20 protein-coding genes and 1 pseudogene are annotated in these 18,459 nt (G+C 59.7%); 7 read left to right on the top strand and 14 right to left on the bottom strand.

The features are described 5' to 3' along the window. The first annotated feature begins 105 nt into the window (after positions 1-105). Positions 106-702, top strand: coding sequence for an IclR family transcriptional regulator domain-containing protein (locus tag WBQ96_RS09270; protein ID WP_336549402.1), 597 nt, complete (start codon positions 106-108; stop codon positions 700-702). A 110-nt stretch (positions 703-812) separates the two neighbouring features. Here WBQ96_RS09270 and WBQ96_RS09265 read toward each other — a convergent pair whose 3' ends face one another. The 5 genes from WBQ96_RS09265 to WBQ96_RS09245 are packed head-to-tail and all read right to left on the bottom strand — an operon-like array spanning position 813 to position 4,130. Then, positions 813-1,061, bottom strand: coding sequence for a hypothetical protein (locus WBQ96_RS09265; RefSeq protein ID WP_336549401.1), 249 nt, complete (start codon positions 1,059-1,061; stop codon positions 813-815). Continuing rightward, positions 1,058-1,867 carry an ABC transporter ATP-binding protein gene (locus WBQ96_RS09260; protein ID WP_442920812.1) on the bottom strand — a complete coding sequence of 270 codons (810 nt, stop codon included), beginning with the start codon at positions 1,865-1,867 and terminating at the stop codon, positions 1,058-1,060. The genes WBQ96_RS09265 and WBQ96_RS09260 overlap by 4 nt, the downstream gene beginning before the upstream one ends. Then, positions 1,854-2,576, bottom strand: coding sequence for an ABC transporter permease (locus WBQ96_RS09255; protein WP_165120052.1), 723 nt, complete (start codon positions 2,574-2,576; stop codon positions 1,854-1,856). The genes WBQ96_RS09260 and WBQ96_RS09255 overlap by 14 nt, the downstream gene beginning before the upstream one ends. Continuing rightward, positions 2,576-3,292: an ABC transporter permease gene (locus tag WBQ96_RS09250; protein ID WP_165120122.1), complete on the bottom strand. Its 717-nt coding sequence runs from the start codon at positions 3,290-3,292 to the stop codon at positions 2,576-2,578. Before WBQ96_RS09250 ends, WBQ96_RS09255 begins: the two co-directional genes overlap by 1 nt. Before the next feature lie 40 nt (positions 3,293-3,332). Beyond that, complete coding sequence (locus tag WBQ96_RS09245; RefSeq protein WP_337035881.1) at positions 3,333-4,130, bottom strand: SDR family NAD(P)-dependent oxidoreductase; 798 nt, start codon at positions 4,128-4,130, stop codon at positions 3,333-3,335. 33 nt (positions 4,131-4,163) lie between these two features. Between WBQ96_RS09245 and WBQ96_RS09240 the strand changes: the two genes are divergently transcribed. The 4 genes from WBQ96_RS09240 (at position 4,164) to WBQ96_RS09225 (ending at position 7,727) form a co-directional block, all read left to right on the top strand. Continuing rightward, a complete protein-coding gene (locus WBQ96_RS09240) occupies positions 4,164-4,955 on the top strand; it encodes an IclR family transcriptional regulator (protein ID WP_336549394.1) in 792 nt (263 codons plus the stop codon). 1 nt (position 4,956) lies between these two features. Then, positions 4,957-5,724: an SDR family NAD(P)-dependent oxidoreductase gene (locus tag WBQ96_RS09235; RefSeq protein WP_165120054.1), complete on the top strand. Its 768-nt coding sequence runs from the start codon at positions 4,957-4,959 to the stop codon at positions 5,722-5,724. Positions 5,725-5,783: 59 nt separating this feature from the next. After that, complete coding sequence (locus WBQ96_RS09230) at positions 5,784-6,623, top strand: polysaccharide deacetylase family protein (protein WP_165120124.1); 840 nt, start codon at positions 5,784-5,786, stop codon at positions 6,621-6,623. Positions 6,624-6,878: 255 nt separating this feature from the next. Continuing rightward, complete coding sequence (locus tag WBQ96_RS09225) at positions 6,879-7,727, top strand: transporter substrate-binding domain-containing protein (protein ID WP_336549390.1); 849 nt, start codon at positions 6,879-6,881, stop codon at positions 7,725-7,727. Between the two features lie 393 nt (positions 7,728-8,120). Here WBQ96_RS09225 and WBQ96_RS09220 read toward each other — a convergent pair whose 3' ends face one another. Further along, positions 8,121-8,645: a DUF1993 domain-containing protein gene (locus WBQ96_RS09220; protein WP_165120056.1), complete on the bottom strand. Its 525-nt coding sequence runs from the start codon at positions 8,643-8,645 to the stop codon at positions 8,121-8,123. Between the two features lie 121 nt (positions 8,646-8,766). On the opposite strand from WBQ96_RS09220, the pseudogene WBQ96_RS09215 reads away from it, so the two are divergent. Together WBQ96_RS09215 and WBQ96_RS09210 are read left to right on the top strand one after the other, a co-directional pair. After that, positions 8,767-8,868: pseudogene (locus WBQ96_RS09215) on the top strand (IS5/IS1182 family transposase); the annotation flags it as partial. 208 nt (positions 8,869-9,076) lie between these two features. Then, positions 9,077-9,979, top strand: a complete 903-nt coding sequence (locus tag WBQ96_RS09210; RefSeq protein ID WP_337035880.1) for a LysR family transcriptional regulator — start codon at positions 9,077-9,079, stop codon at positions 9,977-9,979. A 146-nt stretch (positions 9,980-10,125) separates the two neighbouring features. On the opposite strand, the gene WBQ96_RS09205 is transcribed toward WBQ96_RS09210, so the two are convergent. From WBQ96_RS09205 to WBQ96_RS09170, 8 genes are all read right to left on the bottom strand, one after another. Further along, complete coding sequence (locus WBQ96_RS09205) at positions 10,126-11,040, bottom strand: TIM barrel protein (protein ID WP_165120058.1); 915 nt, start codon at positions 11,038-11,040, stop codon at positions 10,126-10,128. Positions 11,041-11,063: 23 nt separating this feature from the next. Beyond that, on the bottom strand, positions 11,064-11,834 hold the full coding sequence (locus WBQ96_RS09200) for a glycerophosphodiester phosphodiesterase family protein (RefSeq protein WP_165120059.1): 771 nt from the start codon (positions 11,832-11,834) through the stop codon (positions 11,064-11,066). A gap of 36 nt (positions 11,835-11,870) precedes the next feature. Continuing rightward, complete coding sequence (locus tag WBQ96_RS09195) at positions 11,871-12,752, bottom strand: ABC transporter permease (RefSeq protein WP_336549385.1); 882 nt, start codon at positions 12,750-12,752, stop codon at positions 11,871-11,873. 10 nt (positions 12,753-12,762) lie between these two features. After that, a complete protein-coding gene (locus WBQ96_RS09190) occupies positions 12,763-13,689 on the bottom strand; it encodes an ABC transporter permease (RefSeq protein WP_165120061.1) in 927 nt (308 codons plus the stop codon). A gap of 9 nt (positions 13,690-13,698) precedes the next feature. Continuing rightward, positions 13,699-14,682 (bottom strand): ABC transporter ATP-binding protein, encoded by a 984-nt coding sequence (locus WBQ96_RS09185; RefSeq protein ID WP_336549383.1) that lies wholly within the window; start codon positions 14,680-14,682, stop codon positions 13,699-13,701. Further along, positions 14,679-15,707 carry an ABC transporter ATP-binding protein gene (locus WBQ96_RS09180; protein WP_336549381.1) on the bottom strand — a complete coding sequence of 343 codons (1,029 nt, stop codon included), beginning with the start codon at positions 15,705-15,707 and terminating at the stop codon, positions 14,679-14,681. The genes WBQ96_RS09185 and WBQ96_RS09180 overlap by 4 nt, the downstream gene beginning before the upstream one ends. Before the next feature lie 112 nt (positions 15,708-15,819). Next, on the bottom strand, positions 15,820-17,448 hold the full coding sequence (locus tag WBQ96_RS09175) for an ABC transporter substrate-binding protein (RefSeq protein WP_165120064.1): 1,629 nt from the start codon (positions 17,446-17,448) through the stop codon (positions 15,820-15,822). A 156-nt stretch (positions 17,449-17,604) separates the two neighbouring features. After that, entirely contained in the window at positions 17,605-18,273 is a 669-nt protein-coding gene (locus WBQ96_RS09170; protein WP_312857904.1) for an HAD family hydrolase, read from the bottom strand. Positions 18,274-18,459 lie beyond the last annotated feature (186 nt).

Below are 18,459 nucleotides of genomic sequence, written 5' to 3'. Positions count from 1 at the left end.
CATTTCAGATCGCCAGTGCCGTCAACGTGTCGGCGAGCTCAGCCTATCGAGACGTTCAGGCGCTGGTGCATGCTGGCTTTCTCGACCCCGTAACCGGAGCCGGCTATGCCCTGGGCCGGCTTTCATTGCCTTCGACCAGATCATTCGAAGCAGCGATCCGCTGATAGCGGTCGCCACGCCGGTGATGCGGCACCTGCTGGAAAGTACAACCCACAAAGCGAGCGTCGTGCTATGCTGGCGCTTCCGCGACCAGGTCATGTGTCTGCATCAGGAACAGGGGGACGCACCCCATCCCGTGTCGAGTTATGGCCGGGTGTCGCAATGCCATTCTTTCGCGGTGCATCATCGAAGGCCATCCTGGCCCACCTCGACGACAGATCACTCAAGAGGATCTACCTCGAAAACGAAATGCTCATCCGCGAGGGTGAAGGGCCGCAAAACTGGAAGCAATTCAAAGCCGCCCTGCGCGGCATCCAGCGCGATGTGTTTGCTATCACAGTGGCCGAAGTTGCGGAGGGACGCGTCGGTATCGCCGCTCCAATCCTGATGAACAAACGGGTTGTGGCTGGCGTCAGCATGGTGTTCGAAAGCGGCCAGGTCGATGCCGTGGCGCAGGCCGGTTTCCCCCAGCAGGTCGTTGCGGCAGCCGAGAGAATTTCCCTGGCCCTGTCTGAAGATCCAGGCACGATTTCTCGCGGCTAGCTGCCATTCGCCGCGCGCAAGGTGGAAATCACTTTGTGTCAAAAGTGGACGGCTCTCTAATCTACAGAGGAGCTGCGTAGCCGCAAAACAGCTAATCGGGAGTTGTCATGTTATCGAGCGTTGAGCCCGTCGGACGGCACCGGTGCAGCAAGCAGCGTATCGCCAAAGCCCTCCAACGGCAGCGTTGTGGTCTTGATGCCATGATCGGCGAAGAACTTGGACAGGAGCATGCCGACAACATCGACACCGACCTTGTCATAGGATCCGGAATAGGTGTTCACCAAAGTCGCGAGCAAAGACACCATGCTTTCCTGCTGCGACGAAATCCATTCGAAAATGGCGGCTTCACGACGCTTCATCTGCCCTGTCCCCGATCAGCCTGCTGACTATTGGAAATGAATTTGCGAAACCGCTCCGATTTCGAATTGCCAAACACCACGTCTGTAGGGCCGTCCTCTTCAATGACGCCCTCGTGTAGAAAGATCACGCGGTTCGCGACATCCCGGGCGAATGCTATCTCATGCGTGACCAGAAGCATGGTACGCCCCTCGTTTGCGAGCGACCGCATTACCGCCAGCACCTCGCCAACCCTTTCCGGATCGAGAGCGGAGGTCGGCTCGTCGAACAGCATCACCTGAGGATGCATCGCCAAAGCTCTTGCGATCGCGGCGCGCTGCTGCTGCCCACCCGAAAGGTGGGACGGATAGGCATTACGCTTGTCGGCGATTCCGACTTTCTCCAGCAGGGCGATCGCTTCCGCGACGCATTCCGCCTTTGGGCGGCGCTGAACATGGACCGGCGCCTCGATGAGGTTTTCAAGAATGGTCATGTGGGACCATAGATTGAAGCTTTGAAAGACCATTGCCGCCCGCGAGCGGATGCCGTCGATCTGACGCTGATCGCCAATCGCAAGGCCGGTACCGTGCTTCTTTAGCTTTACAGTCTCCCCGCCGACCGCCACGTCGCCGGCGGTCGGGATTTCCAGCATGTTGATACAGCGCAGCATGGTGCTTTTGCCGGAGCCGGACGCGCCGAGGATCGCGATGACATCGCCCTTGTGTGCATCAAAGGAAATACCTTTGAGGACCTCGAGCGTCCCGAAGCTTTTGTGCAGGTTTCGGAGGGAAATCACAGGCTGCATGTTAGCACCTTCAGTCATTGGCATGCTCCGGATTGCCGGTTGTGGGCACGCCTCTCAGATGCGGCGTCAGCCACCAGTCCAGCATCGATACGACACGCGTCAGCAAAAAATTGATGATGAGGTAGATCGTCCCGGCAGCGATGAAGACCTCCACAGGCCGATAGGTCTCGGAGATCAGCCGCGCGGCGATGCCGGTGATTTCCATCATGGTGATGATCGAGACGAGCGACGTCGCCTTCACCATCAGGATCAGTTCATTGCCATATGCAGGTAACGCCTGACGCAACGCCAATGGCATGATGATCCGGCGGTAGAGAAGAAAGCCCGACATACCGCAGGCTTTTGCAGCTTCGATTTCACGCTTCGACACCGACTGCAACGCACCGCGCAGCACTTCGCTGCCATAGGCGGCGCCATTCAGGGACAGGGCCAAGATCCCGCACCAGTAGGCTTCCCGGAAAAACTGCCACAGGCCCAGGCTTTGCAATGTGGGACGAAACTGGCCCAGGCCGTAGTAGATCAGGAATATCTGCACCAGGAGCGGCGTGCCGCGAATGACGAAGACATAGGAGCCGGCGAGCATACGAACCAGGCGAAGGCGAGATACCTGCATCAAGGCGATCAGCATGGCCAGCATCAGCCCGAGCAGAAAAGCGAAGGCCGTCAGCTCGAGTGTGAGCGGAACGCCGGAGAGCAACTGAAGAAAGCTGTCTCGGATGAAAAGCGTATCCATCAGACGAGTCCTCCGGATATGCCGCGTCCCGCCCGTCGTTCAAGCCAGGAGAAAATGCGTTGCGACAACCATGTGATTGCCAGGAAAATAGCACCCGCAATGAGATAGAACTCAAACGGCTTGCGGGTCGATCCCGCTGCGATCTGGGCCTGGCGAAGAAGTTCGACCAGACCTGTTACTGAAATCAGCGCCGATTCCTTCAGCGCCATCTGCCATATGTTGCCTATACCCGGCAGCGCATGACGAAAGACCTGCGGTGCGATGATACGGCGAAACAAGAGCAACTGGCCCATGCCGGCAGCTTTCCCCGCTTCGATTTCGCCTTTCGCCAGCACGCGGAAGGCTCCGCGAAACACTTCCGCCTGATAAGCGCCGGAAACGACACCGATGGCGGTTGCCCCAGCCACGAAAGGCGGGACGCCAACAAAGCCTTCCTGCCCCCAGAGATTAAACAGCCCTGTGACGGCCATGCTGCCACCGAAATAAAACAGATAAATCACAAGAAGATCGGGTATGCCGCGCAAAATTGTCGTGTACGCATCGGCAGACAGGCGAACCGGTAGACTGCCTGCAAGCTTTCCCCAGGCAACCACGGCACCGATGATGCCACCAATCAAGAAGCCGCAGACTGCGACAGCGACGGTCATGAAGGCGGCGGCAAGCAATGCGAAGCCCCATCCGTCAGGTCCGAAACTCAACAGTTGCAGTAGCTCCATCATCTTTGCCCTGTCCTCTTATAACCGGTTGGCTGGTGGCCTAGACGTTAAACTGGAAGCCGTCGACCGTCAGCGTCTGACCGGTCATGAAGCACGGTTCTGATGTGGCGAGAAACGTCACAAGGCGTGCCACGTCATCGGCACAACCGAGCCGGCCGAGGGCGATCCCCTTGATCACCTCTTCGGCACGATCTGTCACGTTCGTGTCGATTTCGGTGCGGATCACACCGGGGCATATCGCATTGATCGAAATCACCGGACCCAGTTCCTTGGCGAGTGCTCGGGTCATACCCAGAATGCCTGCCTTTGCAGCCGCATAGGCAAAGCGGCTGACGGCGGCCGTTACTCCACCTGATAGCGCGTTCAGCGACGACATTGAGACGATGCGCCCGTTGCCCTGACGAAGCATATGGGGAGCGGTATGCTGGATATAGTTGAAGCAGCTCTTCAGGTTGACGGCGATCGCCCGATCGAAATCGTCCTCGGAAATCTCCAGAATACCAACCGGCGCCGAACGCCCCGCATTGTTCAGCAGAAAGTCGATCCGACCGAACGACTGGATCGTTTCGGCCACGATCTCACCCGCGCGCCGATGGCTTGAGACGTCGGCAATGAATGTCAGCGCCTGCTGGCCGAGTGCACCAATTTCCTCGGCGGTGTCGGCGAGTTCCTTTTCGAGCAGATCAACCAGAACCAGGGAATAACCTGCCCGTGCCAAATCCATCGCACATGCCTTGCCGATCCCTCGCGCCGCACCGGTGACGATTGCGACCTTCTGTTGTGCACTCATGTTCAAACTGCTCCTTTTCAATAATCCAGGAACATGGTATGGCTCCATTTATATTCTTCAATGAGAATTTGGTTCATATATATGAACAACAATAACGACTCTGAAGTGAAATCGGCAGTCCGCGTTCTCGAAATGCTCGAACTGCTCGCCCGCGCACAGAAACCACTCACCCTGAAAATGATCGTTGCCGAGCTGGGATATCCGAAAAGCAGTACGTTCAATCTGCTCGCCACCTTGGTTTCACGTGCCTACCTCACGCGCGATGAATCCGAAGCCTACCGCATACACGAAGCCTTCCGGAACGGTCCGGGCTGGGCCAGCGGCCGCGACGCGCAACTGATTGCGACCGCCCAGCCGATCATGGATGCGTTGCGTGACGCCGAAGGTGAAACTGTTTTCCTGGGCGCCCGCCGGAGGGACGGCCGCATCAAGCTCCTGGCCAAGAGCGTCAGCCACCAGCTGGTGCGCTTCGATTCGGACCTGACCGGGTCGGATGCGTCTTTCTGCACGGCAATGGGGCGGGTGCTGCTGGGATACTGGCGGCCGGAGAAGACGGCGGCATACCTCGCCCGTGAACGTATCGTCCAGATAACCGATCACACTGTGATAGATCGAGCGCAAATTCGCCGGATCATCGAGGCTGCGCGCGAGAATGGTTACGCGATCAGTGACGAAGAGGCCGTCGCCGGTGGCTCAGGTGTTGCAGCACCAGTGCGCGACGCCACTGGTGAAGTCATCGCGGCACTCAACATCGCAACGGTCACCGCTCGCTTTGCCGCCAATCGGGAAAGAATGATCGCTGCCGTGATCCGTAATGCTGACGAGCTCAGTTACAGGCTCGGCTACAAGACCCCAACCACGGAAAATCAGTAATATGGACATTCAATTCGAAGGAAAGCGGGTCCTTGTCACGGGCGCGGCCCGCGGCATCGGACGCGACATCTGCGAGGCATTTGCCGCAAATGGCGCAGCGGTTTTGGCAACAGACGTCAACGTGACGGAACTCGAGCCCTTGAGGCAAAGCGCTCTGGCGTCGCGAGGCGGATCGATCTCCACAGCCAGGCTTGATGTGACCGACGAGGCGGACATCGCAAAGCTGATCGAGGAGCAGAGCGCGGGCTACGACATCTTCGTCCATGTCGCGGGCGGCGTTCTCGGGCAGACACGCAAGCCGGTCGAAACGGTTCCGGCGGCGGACTGGGACAGCATCTACAGCGTCAATGTACGAGGCGCATTCCTTATCGCGCGTGCCGTTGTACCGGCGATGAAAGCGCGCGGCGAGGGAAAGATGGTGTTCATTTCGAGCGGGGCCGGACTGGGCGTCAGCCTGACAGGCATTCAGGCCTACGCCAGCGCCAAGGCAGCATTGATCAGCCTTGCTCGCCAATTGGCCCATGAGCTCGGCCCATTCGGTATCAATGTCAACGCCGTGGCCCCAGGCTTCCTGCGGACAAGCCCCGATTACGAGCGGCAGTGGGCGTCCTATGGCGATGTCGGCCAGCAAGCGATGCTCGAACAGATACCGCTTCGTCGTATCGGCCAGCCGGAAGACATATCGAACGCCGTACTCTTTTTGGCATCGCCGTTTGCCAGCTGGATCACAGGCCAAACCCTGTCCGTAAGCGGAGGGCCTGTGTCGTGAACCCCGATAGTGCAGCGCTTCCGACCTGGACGTGGCCCGAAGAACGTTTACAGGGGCTCATGAACCGCGCCCGCGCCGGACGCAGCCTCAGGCCCGCTTCATGGCCAGGCGGCGCCAAATGCGCCGTTGCCCTGTCATTTGATTCCGATCACGACACCTTCGAACTGCGCGACGGCGGCAAATCCATATCAGCCCTTTCACAAGGCCATTTCGGCCCGCGGCAGGGTATTCCCCGTATTCGCCGGTTGCTCGAAAACAATGGAATTCCAGCGACCTTCTTCGTCCCTGCCATTTCCGCGTTGCATTACCCCGACGAACAGGGTGCGCTCGTTGCCGAAGGGCACGAAATCGGCTTGCATGGCTGGATTCACGAACGCAACACGCTGCTCGACGAAACGACTGAACGTGATCTGCAATACCGTGCGGCCGACACGCTGGAACAGATCACCGGCATTCGTCCCGTCGGAATCCGCACACCCTCCTGGGACTTCAGTGAAAACACGCTGAAGATCACAGCCGAAATGGGACTGCTTTACGATTCTTCCTTGATGGCGGATGTGGATTGCTACGAGCTTCTGCTTCATGGCGAGCCAACAGGCGTCATCGAATTGCCTGTGGAGTGGATTCGTGATGATGCAGCCTACCTGGTCATGGACCGCTGGGGCGGTCTTCGTCCGCAGATCGCACCACACGACATTCTCCAGATCTTCATCAAAGAGTTTGACGCAGCATACGAAGAGGGCGGAATTTTCCAGCTGACCATGCACCCCGATATTATCGGGCATCGAAGCCGCATCTGGATTCTCAAGGAGCTGATCGCGCATATTCGAGACAGAAGGGACGTGTGGTTCGGCACACATGCGGACGTCGTACGCCATGCGAAATCGGCCTGCATGTAATTTTCCTTCAGGCCCTATTCCACTCATTGACGAATCCCGCAGCCGAAGCCTGGCCCGTAATCACGCGCTTGGATTCGGCTGCCAATCGCGGATACGTTCGTGCTTATTCTGAACAGAATTCACATGTGTGAACGTGATTTCCCTTTTCAGAGCTGAGGAGCGGGCTCAAACTCCAATCAGTCAGGCTCATCGCCCGGGGAATACCGAGCCAAGAAAGCCTGCGCATCCAAAACGGCCAAGAACAACGAGGGAACCATGTTCGGAAAATCGGCTTTCGCAGCAGCCACCGCGCTCTGTGCATTTTCAATGATGATGGGCGGGACCGCGCTCGCCAAAGACTGGAAGAAGGTCACGGTTGGCGTTGAAGGCGCGTTTCCGCCCTTCAATTCGACCAGCGCCACCGGTGAGCTTCAGGGCCTCGATCTTGACGTCATCAAGGAAGTCTGCAAGCGCGCAACTCTCGAATGCAACATCGTGGCGCAGGATTGGGACAGCCAGATTCCGTCACTCCTTTCCGGCAAGTTCGATGTGGTTCTGACCATGGGTCCGAACGAAGAGCGGCGAAAGGTCATCGATTTTTCAGATCCCTATGTCATCACGCCCAATACCTTCCTGGTTGCCGCCGACGGTCCGCTGGCAAAGCTTCCTCATACAGGTGAGAATCTTTCCACCGATACCGAGAAGGGTCAGAAGGCCGTCGCCGAAATCAAGGAAGTCTTGAAGGGAATGACACTCGGCGCATCGCTTTCCACGAGCCAGTTGAAGTTCGTCGAGCAGAACTTTGGCGATGTCGTGGAGATCAAGACCTACAAGTCTTCCGAACAGGTGCAACTTGACATCGAGGGCGGTCGTCTTGACGGCCAGTTCGACAATGTCGTGTTCGCCCAGGATCGTGCCGCGGCCAGCAACGGTACCCTGACGACAAGCGGTCCCCTGCTCGTTGGTGGCATACAGGCGACCAACGTCTGCCTGGGCATCCGCAAGGCAGAGCCGGAGTTGCAGGCTATCCTCAACAAGGCCCTGACCGATATGTCCGCTGATGGCACACTTTCTGAACTGTCGAAGAAGTGGTTCAAAGTCGATCTCGCCCCTGCCAAAGGGTAAACTACCGAGCCCGTCCTTGAATGAAATTAACGACCCCGCTCTCGTAGCGGGGTTTTGCTTAGAAGGAGTTTAATCGCAATTCCATTTGCGACTGCCCCCAATTTTACCCAAGACCGAACTTTCGAGAAGTCAATTTCCGCGAGCCCGAAGTCGTTCCCCGCTGCATCTTATGCGGACTTTCCGCGCACGAAACACAAACATTGCAGATGCACCTTAATCTTCGATTCGACACCTAAGTCAGCTTGGGGGCCGGAAGCTGACTGCCAGCTTTTCGGCTGAAGATCAGAAAGACTGTCGTCCCCGCACCTCGCGACTAGGCCGTGAACTCATAAATGGCGGGTGGTCGCGGTGTTCGAGTGGCAACGGTCCTTTTGCTGGAGACCAAATTTCGGCTCAGAATGAACTGGTTCGCAGCCGACCCTCGTAATCACGTTTACCGAGCGGCACGCCTCGCGAGCGCAGGATGTTGTATGCGGTGACGGCGTGGAAATGGAAGTTTGGCAGAGAGAAAGAGAGAATGAAGGTCTCCGACGTGAAAGCAAGCCGTCGCGGACCGATCTGGAGGTCCAGGTGCTTGCCCGCGCAGTCGTTAATCTCTTCGGGGACGAACGCCTCCAGCGCCGTTTCTGCCTTGCCGATCATCGCCTGTAGGTCAGTGAAAGGAATAGGTCCGACCAAGGCGGGAGGGGTAAACGCGCCGGTCTTGAGCGCCTCGACCCCCCACACGGAATGATGCCATGCCGCTTCGATCTGAAAATGAAATGGTGCCATGTCATCGAAGAGGCGGGTGTTCACGAAATTATCGGGATCGACACCGGTGTTTAAAAAGTGGGTGGCCGCACGGTCGAGAAAGCCTCCGACGGATCTTACGGTTTGCAGGAAGGTCGGCACGCTGAGGTCGTAGAGTGATGTCCGCATTGCCTTCCTCTCTCGAGCAATTTGAACCATAGCATCTGGCGTGATGGCCACAAAGGCAAGACAAGCGCGGTCATAAGCTGGCGGTCTTGCCCATTGGGTGGAACCCGGATTCAGCATCGGCATGAGCCGATACGATTTGACCGACTTCGAGTGGCGCGTTGTCGAGCCGCAGCTGCCCAACAAGCCGCGAGGCGTGCCGCGCTTCGATGATCGCCGCGTGCTGGGCAAAGGAAATCCTATTTTGCGCCGAACCTATTTGCGATCGTCGTCATGACAATGGGCAGCAGCACGCCGTGCTTGTTCAAAACCGTAACCCAAGTTTTGCGTTAAAGCCGTGCTGCTGAGTCCTAGAGCCAAGCTGGCCATCATAGGAGATGCCCAACTCTGCCTGTGGTGTCAACAACAAGGACGATTAGCGAAAGGATTAATTCATGTCGCTTATGAATATCCAGCTTCGCCACATCCGGTGCCTGCTCGCCGTCGCCAGTGAGAAGAACTTCGCGAGAGCGGCCGAAAGGCTGGCTGTCTCGCAGCCGGCGTTGTCGCAAACCATTATGCAACTTGAGGCGACGCTAGGGTTCGAAATCTTCCAACGAACCACGCGCAGCGTCACCCTCACCAAGGACGGCGCGACAGTCTGCGAATACGCCCACAAGCTCAACCGCTCGATGGAGACGTTCCACAAGGAGGTAAAAGCCCTCCAGCTGTCGATACACAATTTCCTCAGGGTCGGATATCTGATCGGCACTGCCGTGGAATTCATTCCGAAGATTACCCAGGAATTCGAACGGCGCCGGCCGAACGCGACGCTCGAATTCGTCGAATACGACTTCACCAATCCGGATGCCGGATTGTCGACGGAACTCGTGGACTGCAGCATTTTCCGTCCGCCGGTCGATACGCCGGGCATACATATCGTAGAGATCGCCCGGGAGAAATGCGTTGCCTGTTTGCCTGACGGTCATCCATTGAGCCTGCAGGATACGGTTCAGGTGGAACAACTGCTCGACGAACCCTTCATCGCCGCACCGGGAACCGGCGTATGGCGCGACTACTGGCTTGCCAGCCAGTACCGGCAGGGTCAGCCGGCCCGCGTCGTGTTCGAAGCCGCCACCGTTGATTCTGAATTGCAGGCCGTGGCCTTGCGTAAAGGCATAAGCATAACCGCGGAAAGCACTGCGCGTTTCTACGCCCGGCCCGGCGTTACCTTCCGCAAAGTCTCCAATATGGACGATTGCATCATAGCCATAGGCCACCGCCAGCCAGCAAACCCTCTTATCAAGGAGTTGATCGATGTGGCCGCACTTGTAACGCGGCTACCCGTCAAAGACTAACAAGGCCCGTCACCGCGGAATGAAGAGATTTCGGACGGCCTTGTTGCATGGACATACGTCTTTCGCCGTCTCACGACATCATGCCGGGTTATCTATCACCGCCGGCATAAAGACCGGCGGAGGGCCTCGACGGTTCAAAATTGCTGTCATTCGGCAGCCAAGGACGCGCCGTTGTTGTTCAGCGTGATCAGTTGTCGCGTGCGCTCCAGGCAGGCCGGCTGTTCGCTGCGGTAGCGCGGGCCGATTTCCATCATCAGAACCGTATCGGGGAGAAATTCCAGCTCACTAAAGATTCCCTCCCAGTCGATGTCGCCCCACCCCAACGGCATATGCAGGTCGCCTATGCCGAGTGCTGTGGATTCCTGCGGATGGTATGCCTTGTAGAAACCCTGCGGACGACCGAAGGAATCGTGCACATGCAGATGGCCCGTCACCGGCGCCATGGCGCGCAACTGCTCGCGGAAATTCAGCCCGCGATAAGTCGCTTCGATGTAGGCGTGGCTGAAATCGATCAGCGCGACGAGATTGGGGTGGTTGACAGTTTTCACCGTCTCCGCAAGCTCGGCCGGAGTCTGGCGATATTGACCCGGCTCCGTGGTGAAGATGTTTTCGAAGGCGACGCGGATGCCATAAGGCCTGGCGAATTCGGCAAGCTCGAACAGCGCCTCGCGTTCGCGCAGGTCAGCACTTGTGCGCTCGGCAATCTGGTCGGCGCGCAGGCAGCCGCCATGCTGGACAATGATGCGCGAGCCGATCCGGTCGCAGACCTCGACCAGTGCCTTGGCCGCGTCGAGCTGATAGCGCGACGTCACCGGGTCCATGAAATTGGACGAGACAAGGCCATGAACGGTGTAGCGAAACGGAAACTGGCCGGTCAATGCCACGAGCCGGTCCAGCCGCTCCTTTATCAACCGTCCGCCGGCGATGAGATCGATGCTGGTCAGTCCGAGTTCGACGGTATCGACGCCGAGGCCAGCCAGGCGGCGCAAGTCGGTTTCCAGGCTGTCGAGTTCGCCGTCGATGGAACCCGAATTGAAGCCGCTTGCGATGATATTGCTCATGATTGTCTCCGATCTTATTGAGTTCAGTGCGTCGGCTGCAGGAGATTTGACCTGCTGGACTGCGCTGCGCGAAGGGCGAGCGCGATGTCGGGGCTATCCGATGTCAGGTGGCCAATATCCCGCTCCAGCCATTGGCGGAGCGTCTCTTCGTCATTCAGGGTCCAGACGCATAGCCGTTCGAGCGGCAAGGTCCGAGCAATCAGGTCCCATTGAGCTTCCATCAGTTCGTGATGGACCGCAACGATCTCGACAAGGTCGTCGACCCGATCGAGAAACGCGGCGAGCCCGCCCTGCCTTTCGGCCCAAGCAGCATTCACCGAGACAAGACGTGCGATATGCGGCGCGTAACGGCGGCAATCCTCCAGGACGGAGGTGTCGAACGAGGTCAGATGCGTTCTTTCCTCCACGCCGAAGCGGGCAAGTTCCTGTGCGATGCGCTCGGCGATGCCCGGATAGGGCGTGCCGGTCTCGTCGAGCTTGATCTCCACATGCAGCGCAAGCCCGGTAGCCGGGGGAATGACATCGAGCACGTCGGCCAATGTCGGGATTCCCTCGTCCGTGCCTTTCAGTTTCATGCCTGCCCGCGCCTCGGGCGTCAGCAGCCGAACCGGTCCAGTACCCTCTGCCGTACGGTCAAGCATGGCGTCGTGAATGACCAAAAGTTCGCCCGCATTCGTCAGATGCACGTCGAATTCGACGGCATCCACGCCGAGTTGCAGGACGTTACGAAAGCCCGTCAGCGAGTTTTCAGCCCAGAGGTTGCGGGCGCCGCGATGGCCGGTGATGAGCGTCATGAATTTCTTCCTGGTTGCGGGTTAGGCGCGCCTGTTTCAGCGCACGGTCGGATCGAGCTTGTCGCGCAGCCAGTCACCGACCAGCGAGATGGAGAGTGTCGTCAGCATGATGACGGCTGCCGGCGCCAGCATGACCCAGGGCGCGCGCGTCAGATATTCGCGCCCGAAGCCGACCATATTGCCGAGGCTGGTCTCGGGCGGTTGCACGCCGAGGCCGAGAAACGACAGCCCGCTTTCCATCAGGATGATTTCCGGAAAGGTCAGCGTCATCGACACGATCAGCGTCGAAGCGACGTTGGGCAGGATATGGCGAAGATAGACGCGCGCCGGCGTGGCGCCGAGTTGCACGGCGGCAGCGGCATAACCCTGCGCGCTGGCGGAGATGGCAAGGCCGCGCGCGATGCGCGCATAGCGTTCCCAGCCATAAAAACCCATCAGGCAGACAAGCAGCAGCATCGAGGAGCCGAAGAAGGCCAGAACCGCCAGCGACATGATCAGAAACGGCAAGGCCGCCTGGAAATCGGCCAGCGCCAGCACCAGATGCTCGACCGCGCCGCGGAACTGCGCGGCGGCGAAACCGAGCGCGGTGCCGAACACTGCCGACAGGATCGTGGCACCGAAGGCGATGATCAGCGATACCCGGATCGACTGTATAAGCCGCGAAAGCACGTCCCGGCCCAGCTCGTCGGTGCCGAGCCAATGCTTCACATTGCCGGGCGGCGAAAGCCGGCTCGCAAGGTCCATCGCGGTGATGCCATATGGGCGAATTTGGTCGGCGAAAATGGCAATCAGCACCATCGCTGCGAGCCAGAAGATGCCGAGGCCGACGCTCAGCGGCACATTACGGCGGATCAACGCGATGAAGCCTTCATCTCCCCTGCCCGTCCGCTTAGCCGCCGGAAAATCTGCCGAAGCCATTCCCATCTCCTCAATGCGCAGCGCGCGAGCGCAGGCGCGGGTCGAGCCAACCATAGAGCAGGTCGACGATCAGGTTCGAGACAACCATCGTGGCCGCTATGACAAGCAAGATGCATTGCACCACCGCTAGATCGCGGTTGCTGACCGATACGATCAGCAGGCGGCCAATGCCCGGCCAGGAAAAGATCGATTCGACCACCACAGCACCCGCAATCAGCGACCCAACCATGAAACCGACGATCGTCACGATCGGCACGGCGGCGTTGGGCAAAGCATGGCTCCAGACGACGTCACGCCATTTCAGCCCCTTGGCCGAAGCCGTGCGGATGAAGGGCTGGCCCATCACCTCGATCATCGCGCTGCGCGAGAAACGGGCGAGGATGCCGATGCCCCCAATGCTCATGGTGATCGTCGGCAGGATGCCGTGCACCCACGTATCCTGGCCGCCTGACGGCAGGACGCCGAGAATGATCGAAAAGACCAGCACCAGGATCAGCCCCATGACGAAGGACGGGATGGTGAAGCCGAGGATCGCGAGCAGGATGACGCCGCGGTCGGCAAAGCTCTGCCGATGAAGCGCTGCGTAGATTCCGGCCGGTATGCCGATGACGAGCTTGAGGATCAGCGCGGGAATCGTCAACTGCAGCGTGGCGGGCACCCGTTCCAGCACGAGATCGAGCGCGGATGCCTTGTCGCGCATCGACACGCCGAAATCGCCGGTGAAGATCGATTTGAGATAGGCCAGATATTGCACCCATACAGGCTGGTCGAGGCCCCATGCCTTGCGGAACGCGTCGATCACATCCTGCGGCACGTCGGGGCCGAGCATGACCTGGGCCGGATCGCCGGACATGCGCAGCACGACGAAGGCGAAGGTCACCACAGCCAGAATGGTAATGATGGCCCTGAGCAGGCGCGTGAGAACGAAACTGATCATGTCATGCTCTTAGGCTGCGACCGGAACCGCGCCATCCGCCACGATATGGCAGGCAGCGGTGCGCCGGTTTTCGATCTGGCGCAGCACGGGCGCAGTGCTACGGCAGATGTCGCGCGCGATGGGACAGCGGGGGTGGAAAGCGCAGCCCGCGGGACGGTTGGCGGGATTGGGCGGCTCGCCCTGCAGGATGACGCGGCCCTCCAGCAGCTTGCCCGGCACCGGCACGCTCGAGACCAGCGCTTGTGTATAGGGATGCCGGGGCGACCGGAAGATCACGTCGGAGGAGGCCTCCTCCACGATCCGGCCGAGATACATGACGGCGACGCGGTCGGCGATGTTGCGCACGACCTTCAGGTCGTGACTGATGAAGACCATGGCGATGCCGTTCTGTTCCTGAAGCTGGCGCAGCATATTGACGACCTGCGCCTGTATGGAAACGTCGAGGGCCGAAACCGGCTCGTCGCAGACCAGAAGCTTCGGGCGCGAAGCCAGCGCCCGCGCTATCACCGCGCGCTGGCGCTGCCCGCCGGAGAGCTCATGCGGGAAACGCCCGGCCTGATCCTGGCGCAGGCCGACCGCCACCATCAGTTCGGCAACGCGGGCGGGGCGCTGGTCTTTCGGGATGATGCGATGAATTTCCAGCGGCTCGGCAAGCTGGGACGCGATCGTCAGGCGCCGGTCGAGTGCTGCCAGCGGGTCCTGATAGACCAGCTGCATCTTCGCACGAAGGGCGCGCCACTCGGCCGTGCGCAGTTCGGGCATTGCCCGCCCCTCGAAGCGCACCTCGCCCGCCTGTAGCTGGTCGATGCCGAGAAGCATGCGTCCAAGCGTCGATTTGCCGGACCCGGATTCGCCGACGATACCCAGCGTCTCGCCCGGCATTACAGCGAGCGAAACACCGTCGACAGCGCGTACCGGCTTCGGCTGGGCAAAAAGCCCACGTCGCACTTGATAGATGCGGGCAAGGTTCGTGGCCTGGATCAGCGGCGTCATTGCAGCGCACTCTCGACAATCCGGGCAGGTGTCCGGGGCTTTGCCGCGTGGATGACGAGCGCCAGCGGAACCGGGCGGGCGCAGGCCAGCAGGCGGCCGTCGCCTTGCGGGACAAGAGGCGGCAGTTCCGTGTGGCAGGATTGCAGCACCCTCGAACAGCGCGGGGAGAAGGCGCAGCCGGCAGGCAGATGTTTCGGATTGGGCACTGTGCCGGGAATGGGAACCAGCGGTTGACGGGGACCGTCAATTCGCGGGATCGCGTCGAACAGACCGCGCGTATAGGGATGACGCGGCGCGGCGAATAGCTGCTCGACGGTTCCCTGCTCGACGATGCGGCCGGCATACATCACGCATACCCGCTCGCAGACCTCCGACACCGCACCGAGATCATGGCTGATGAACACCGTCGCCATGCCGGTTTCGGCGCGAAGCTGGATCAGCAAGTCAAGAATCTGCGCCTGGATCGTCGCGTCGAGCGCCGTGGTCGGCTCGTCCGCGATCAGCAGATCCGGCTCTCCGGCCAGCGCCATGGCGATCATCAAGCGCTGGCATTGGCCGCCTGAAAATTCGTGGGCGTAAAGATCGAAACGGCTGCGGGCGTCGGGGATACCGACCATATCCATCAGCCGTAGTGCCTCCGTCCTTGCTGCATCGCCCCGCAGACCGCGATGTAGCGCCAGAGCCTCGGTGATCTGGCGGCCGATGCGTAACACCGGGTTCAACGAACTCGACGGATCTTGAAAGATCATGGCGATCCGCCCGCCACGAACCGATTCCAGCGTACTGCGCGGACTGCCGCAAAGCTCGCGCCCTTCGAGCCGGACAGACCCGCTGACGCCGGCTTTGCCCGGCAAAAGCCCGAGTGCGGCCAGCCAGGTGACGGACTTGCCACAACCCGACTCGCCGACAAGCCCCAGCGCCTCGCCGCGGCCTACGGTAAGGTCGATACCATGTAAAACCTGAACACCGTCGAAAGCGACCTTCAGGTCTCGCAATTCCACCAGATTGGATTTTGCTGCGCCCATGTTTCCCTCTCAAGCTGCGTTCTGTCCGTTTCCGGACAAGTAAGGATTTGTGCGCTGGAAAAAGAATTGCTCCGACAGCTAAAAACTGCCGGAGCAACAACGGAATGGACTATCAACTCGCCCAGTTTGAGGCGCGGAAATCCATTGCAAAGGCAGGTGCGGCCTTCCACTTCAGCGAAGACTTCATGCCGGTGAACACCGCGTTCTGGTGCAGAACCTGATAGACCGGGTCCTCGCGCTCGCAGATTTCCAGCATGCGCGCGAAAGCCTTCTTGCGGGCGGCGCGATCGGTGCTGGTTTCCATGACCGCCGCCATCTGGTTGGCCTCAGTGTTGGTCCAGTCCTTCTTCTGCTGCACTTCGCCGTTCGGGCCGTACTGGTTGACGATGCCGGAAACCGGATCGTTGAACGTGCCACCGGCGGACCAGTCGCGCACGCCCTTTACGCCTGCCGGATCGTGGATCTGGCCCCAGTTCTCCTTCATCTCGATCTGGACATTCAGGCCGACCTGCTTCCACATCTCGACCATGATCTGGGCGTTCGCGGTCTGGTTGGTGTAGTAGTTGTTGAGAAGGCGGTAGGGGATCGCATCGCCCTTGTAGTTGGCCTGCTTCAACAGATCGCGTGCCAGCTCAGGATTGAATTCCGGAACGGTCCAGTCCTTGATGAACATGTCGCCATAGAAGGGGAACTGGAGTCCGGCCGGGATCACGGTCTGACCTCCCCACAACGCGTCGATGATCGCCTGGCGGTCGATCGAATGGGTCATGGCGCGGCGAACCAGCGGATCCCTGAGGATCGGATTCTCGATGTTGAAGACCGAGACGCGGTGGTTGAGGATCGTCGACCCCTGGACTTCCAGGCCGGATGCCGCCTGTACGGTGGCGATCTGGTCCGGTGGCAGGTCGCAGGCGAAGTCGTATTCGCCCGACAGCAAGCCGTTCACGCGCGACGCCACTTCCGGCACCTCGACAAAACGGATTTCGGCCAGCGGAGGACGCCCGCCCCAATATTCGTCGAACGCCACCAGCGTCAGCGAGACGTCAGGCCTGAAATCGCCGACCATGTAGGGGCCGGTGGTGATCGGCTTGCGCGCCCAGTCGACATAGGCCTCGGCCTCGTTCCAGGCGCGGTGGTTGGTGATCTGGCTACCGAAGGCATAGAGACGGCCCTCGATTGTCACGTCCGGCGTCGCGTTGTGGAAGCGCACCGTATATTTGTCCACGGCCTCGACGCCTGCAAGCGCCGGCCACAGGCGGCGGCCGTTGCCCGGCAGCGTAGCCGGCAGTTCCTTCACCGTCGTCGGCTTGTGGTCGGCCTCGAAGATCGTCTTGCCGCCGGCAGGCTGGGTGCTGCCAAAGACCCGCTCGGGCGAGAAGCTGAACACGACGTCGTCGGCCGTCAGTTCGTCGCCATTGTGGAACTTCACGCCCTGGCGCAATTTGAGTTCGACGGTCTTGTCGTCGATGCGCGTCCATTCGGTGGCAAGGCCCGGAAGGGGTCCTTGATCGCCCATCCAGTTGCGCAGGATGAGGCCTTCCCAAAGGTTCGGGAAGAACACGCGCTCGCCGACATTGGAACCTTCGTTCCAGATATCGAGCGTGCCATTGATGGTGATCTTCTGCACAGCAATCGTCACGGACGGGCGCGTTGCCTGGCCCATTGCGATGCGCGGCAGGATGATGCTGCCGGCGGTGGCCCCCAGCAAACCAAGGGCACTGCGCCTGTTAAGTGAAAGCATTTGGAGGTCTCCTTTTTCCATGGCCGACAATTGGTGACCGGGTGCCATGCGGCCTTGCTTGTACGGCTGGCGGTGTGTCGGTTTCTTAATGCTGGAATGAAGTTTTCATGACATGTGGCCGACGCGGATGCTGCGATCCGCATTGGCTTCGGGAACTCAACCTGTAAGCGTGGCGACTGGCATTCTGCGCGCAGGGGCTGGTGAAATCGCATCGATCGTCATGGCGAGTTCATCCGCACCTTCGGCAACGAAGGAGGCCCCTGCTTTCTCGAGGACGGCATGCCGTCCCGTACGTGGATCGGCCGGATCGACAAAGCCGATCGCTCTCATCCCGGCCGCAACGGCGCCCTGAATGCCAATGGCGCTGTCGTCGATCACGACGCATCGTTCAACCTCCACCCCGAGCTGCCTGGCGCAAAGCAGAGCAAGATCCGGCGCGGGCTTGGGGTGCCTCACCATATCGGCGCTGAAGATGTTCGGGTGGAACTCGCTCCACAGATCGAAGAGACCGAGGCTTCGGCGCAGCCTTTCCATCGTGCTATTGGAAGCGACGCATTTGCGATGCGGCAGCGATCGTACCAGTTCCGTCATTCCCGCCATCGGCTGCAGGGAACGCGCAAACTCACCATAAATGTCCGCCTGCCAGTTGGAAAAGACGCGGTCCACATCCGCCAGCCCGAACTCATCGGCACATATGCGCCGGCTCTCGCTCTCCGACAGGCCGGTGAAGCGGCGATGGACGTCGTCCGCACTTAAATTGACACCGACGCGCCGCAGCGACTTGGCAAACGTGGCGCTTGCGACCGGTTCGCTGTCGATCAGCACGCCGTCGCAATCAAAAATGAGAAGATCTACCGTCATGAAAGCGAAGGTTTCCGTGTGTCAGGTGAAATCGATTGCCGACCAGCCGCCTCTTCGCGACAATCTTCTCCGGTGATTATCTGATCGTTAGGACGGCATTAGATTACAAATGTTACATCGATGTGACATTTGTAATTCTGGAGGAAAGTT

Origin of the sequence: Mesorhizobium sp. CCNWLY176, from assembly GCF_037153935.1 — a bacterium.
In the GTDB taxonomy this organism is placed as follows: Bacteria; Pseudomonadota; Alphaproteobacteria; order Rhizobiales; family Rhizobiaceae; genus Mesorhizobium_M; species Mesorhizobium_M zhangyense.
The sequence above is the reverse complement of the archived record's forward strand: the minus strand, read 5'-3'. Positions and strand labels throughout refer to the sequence as shown.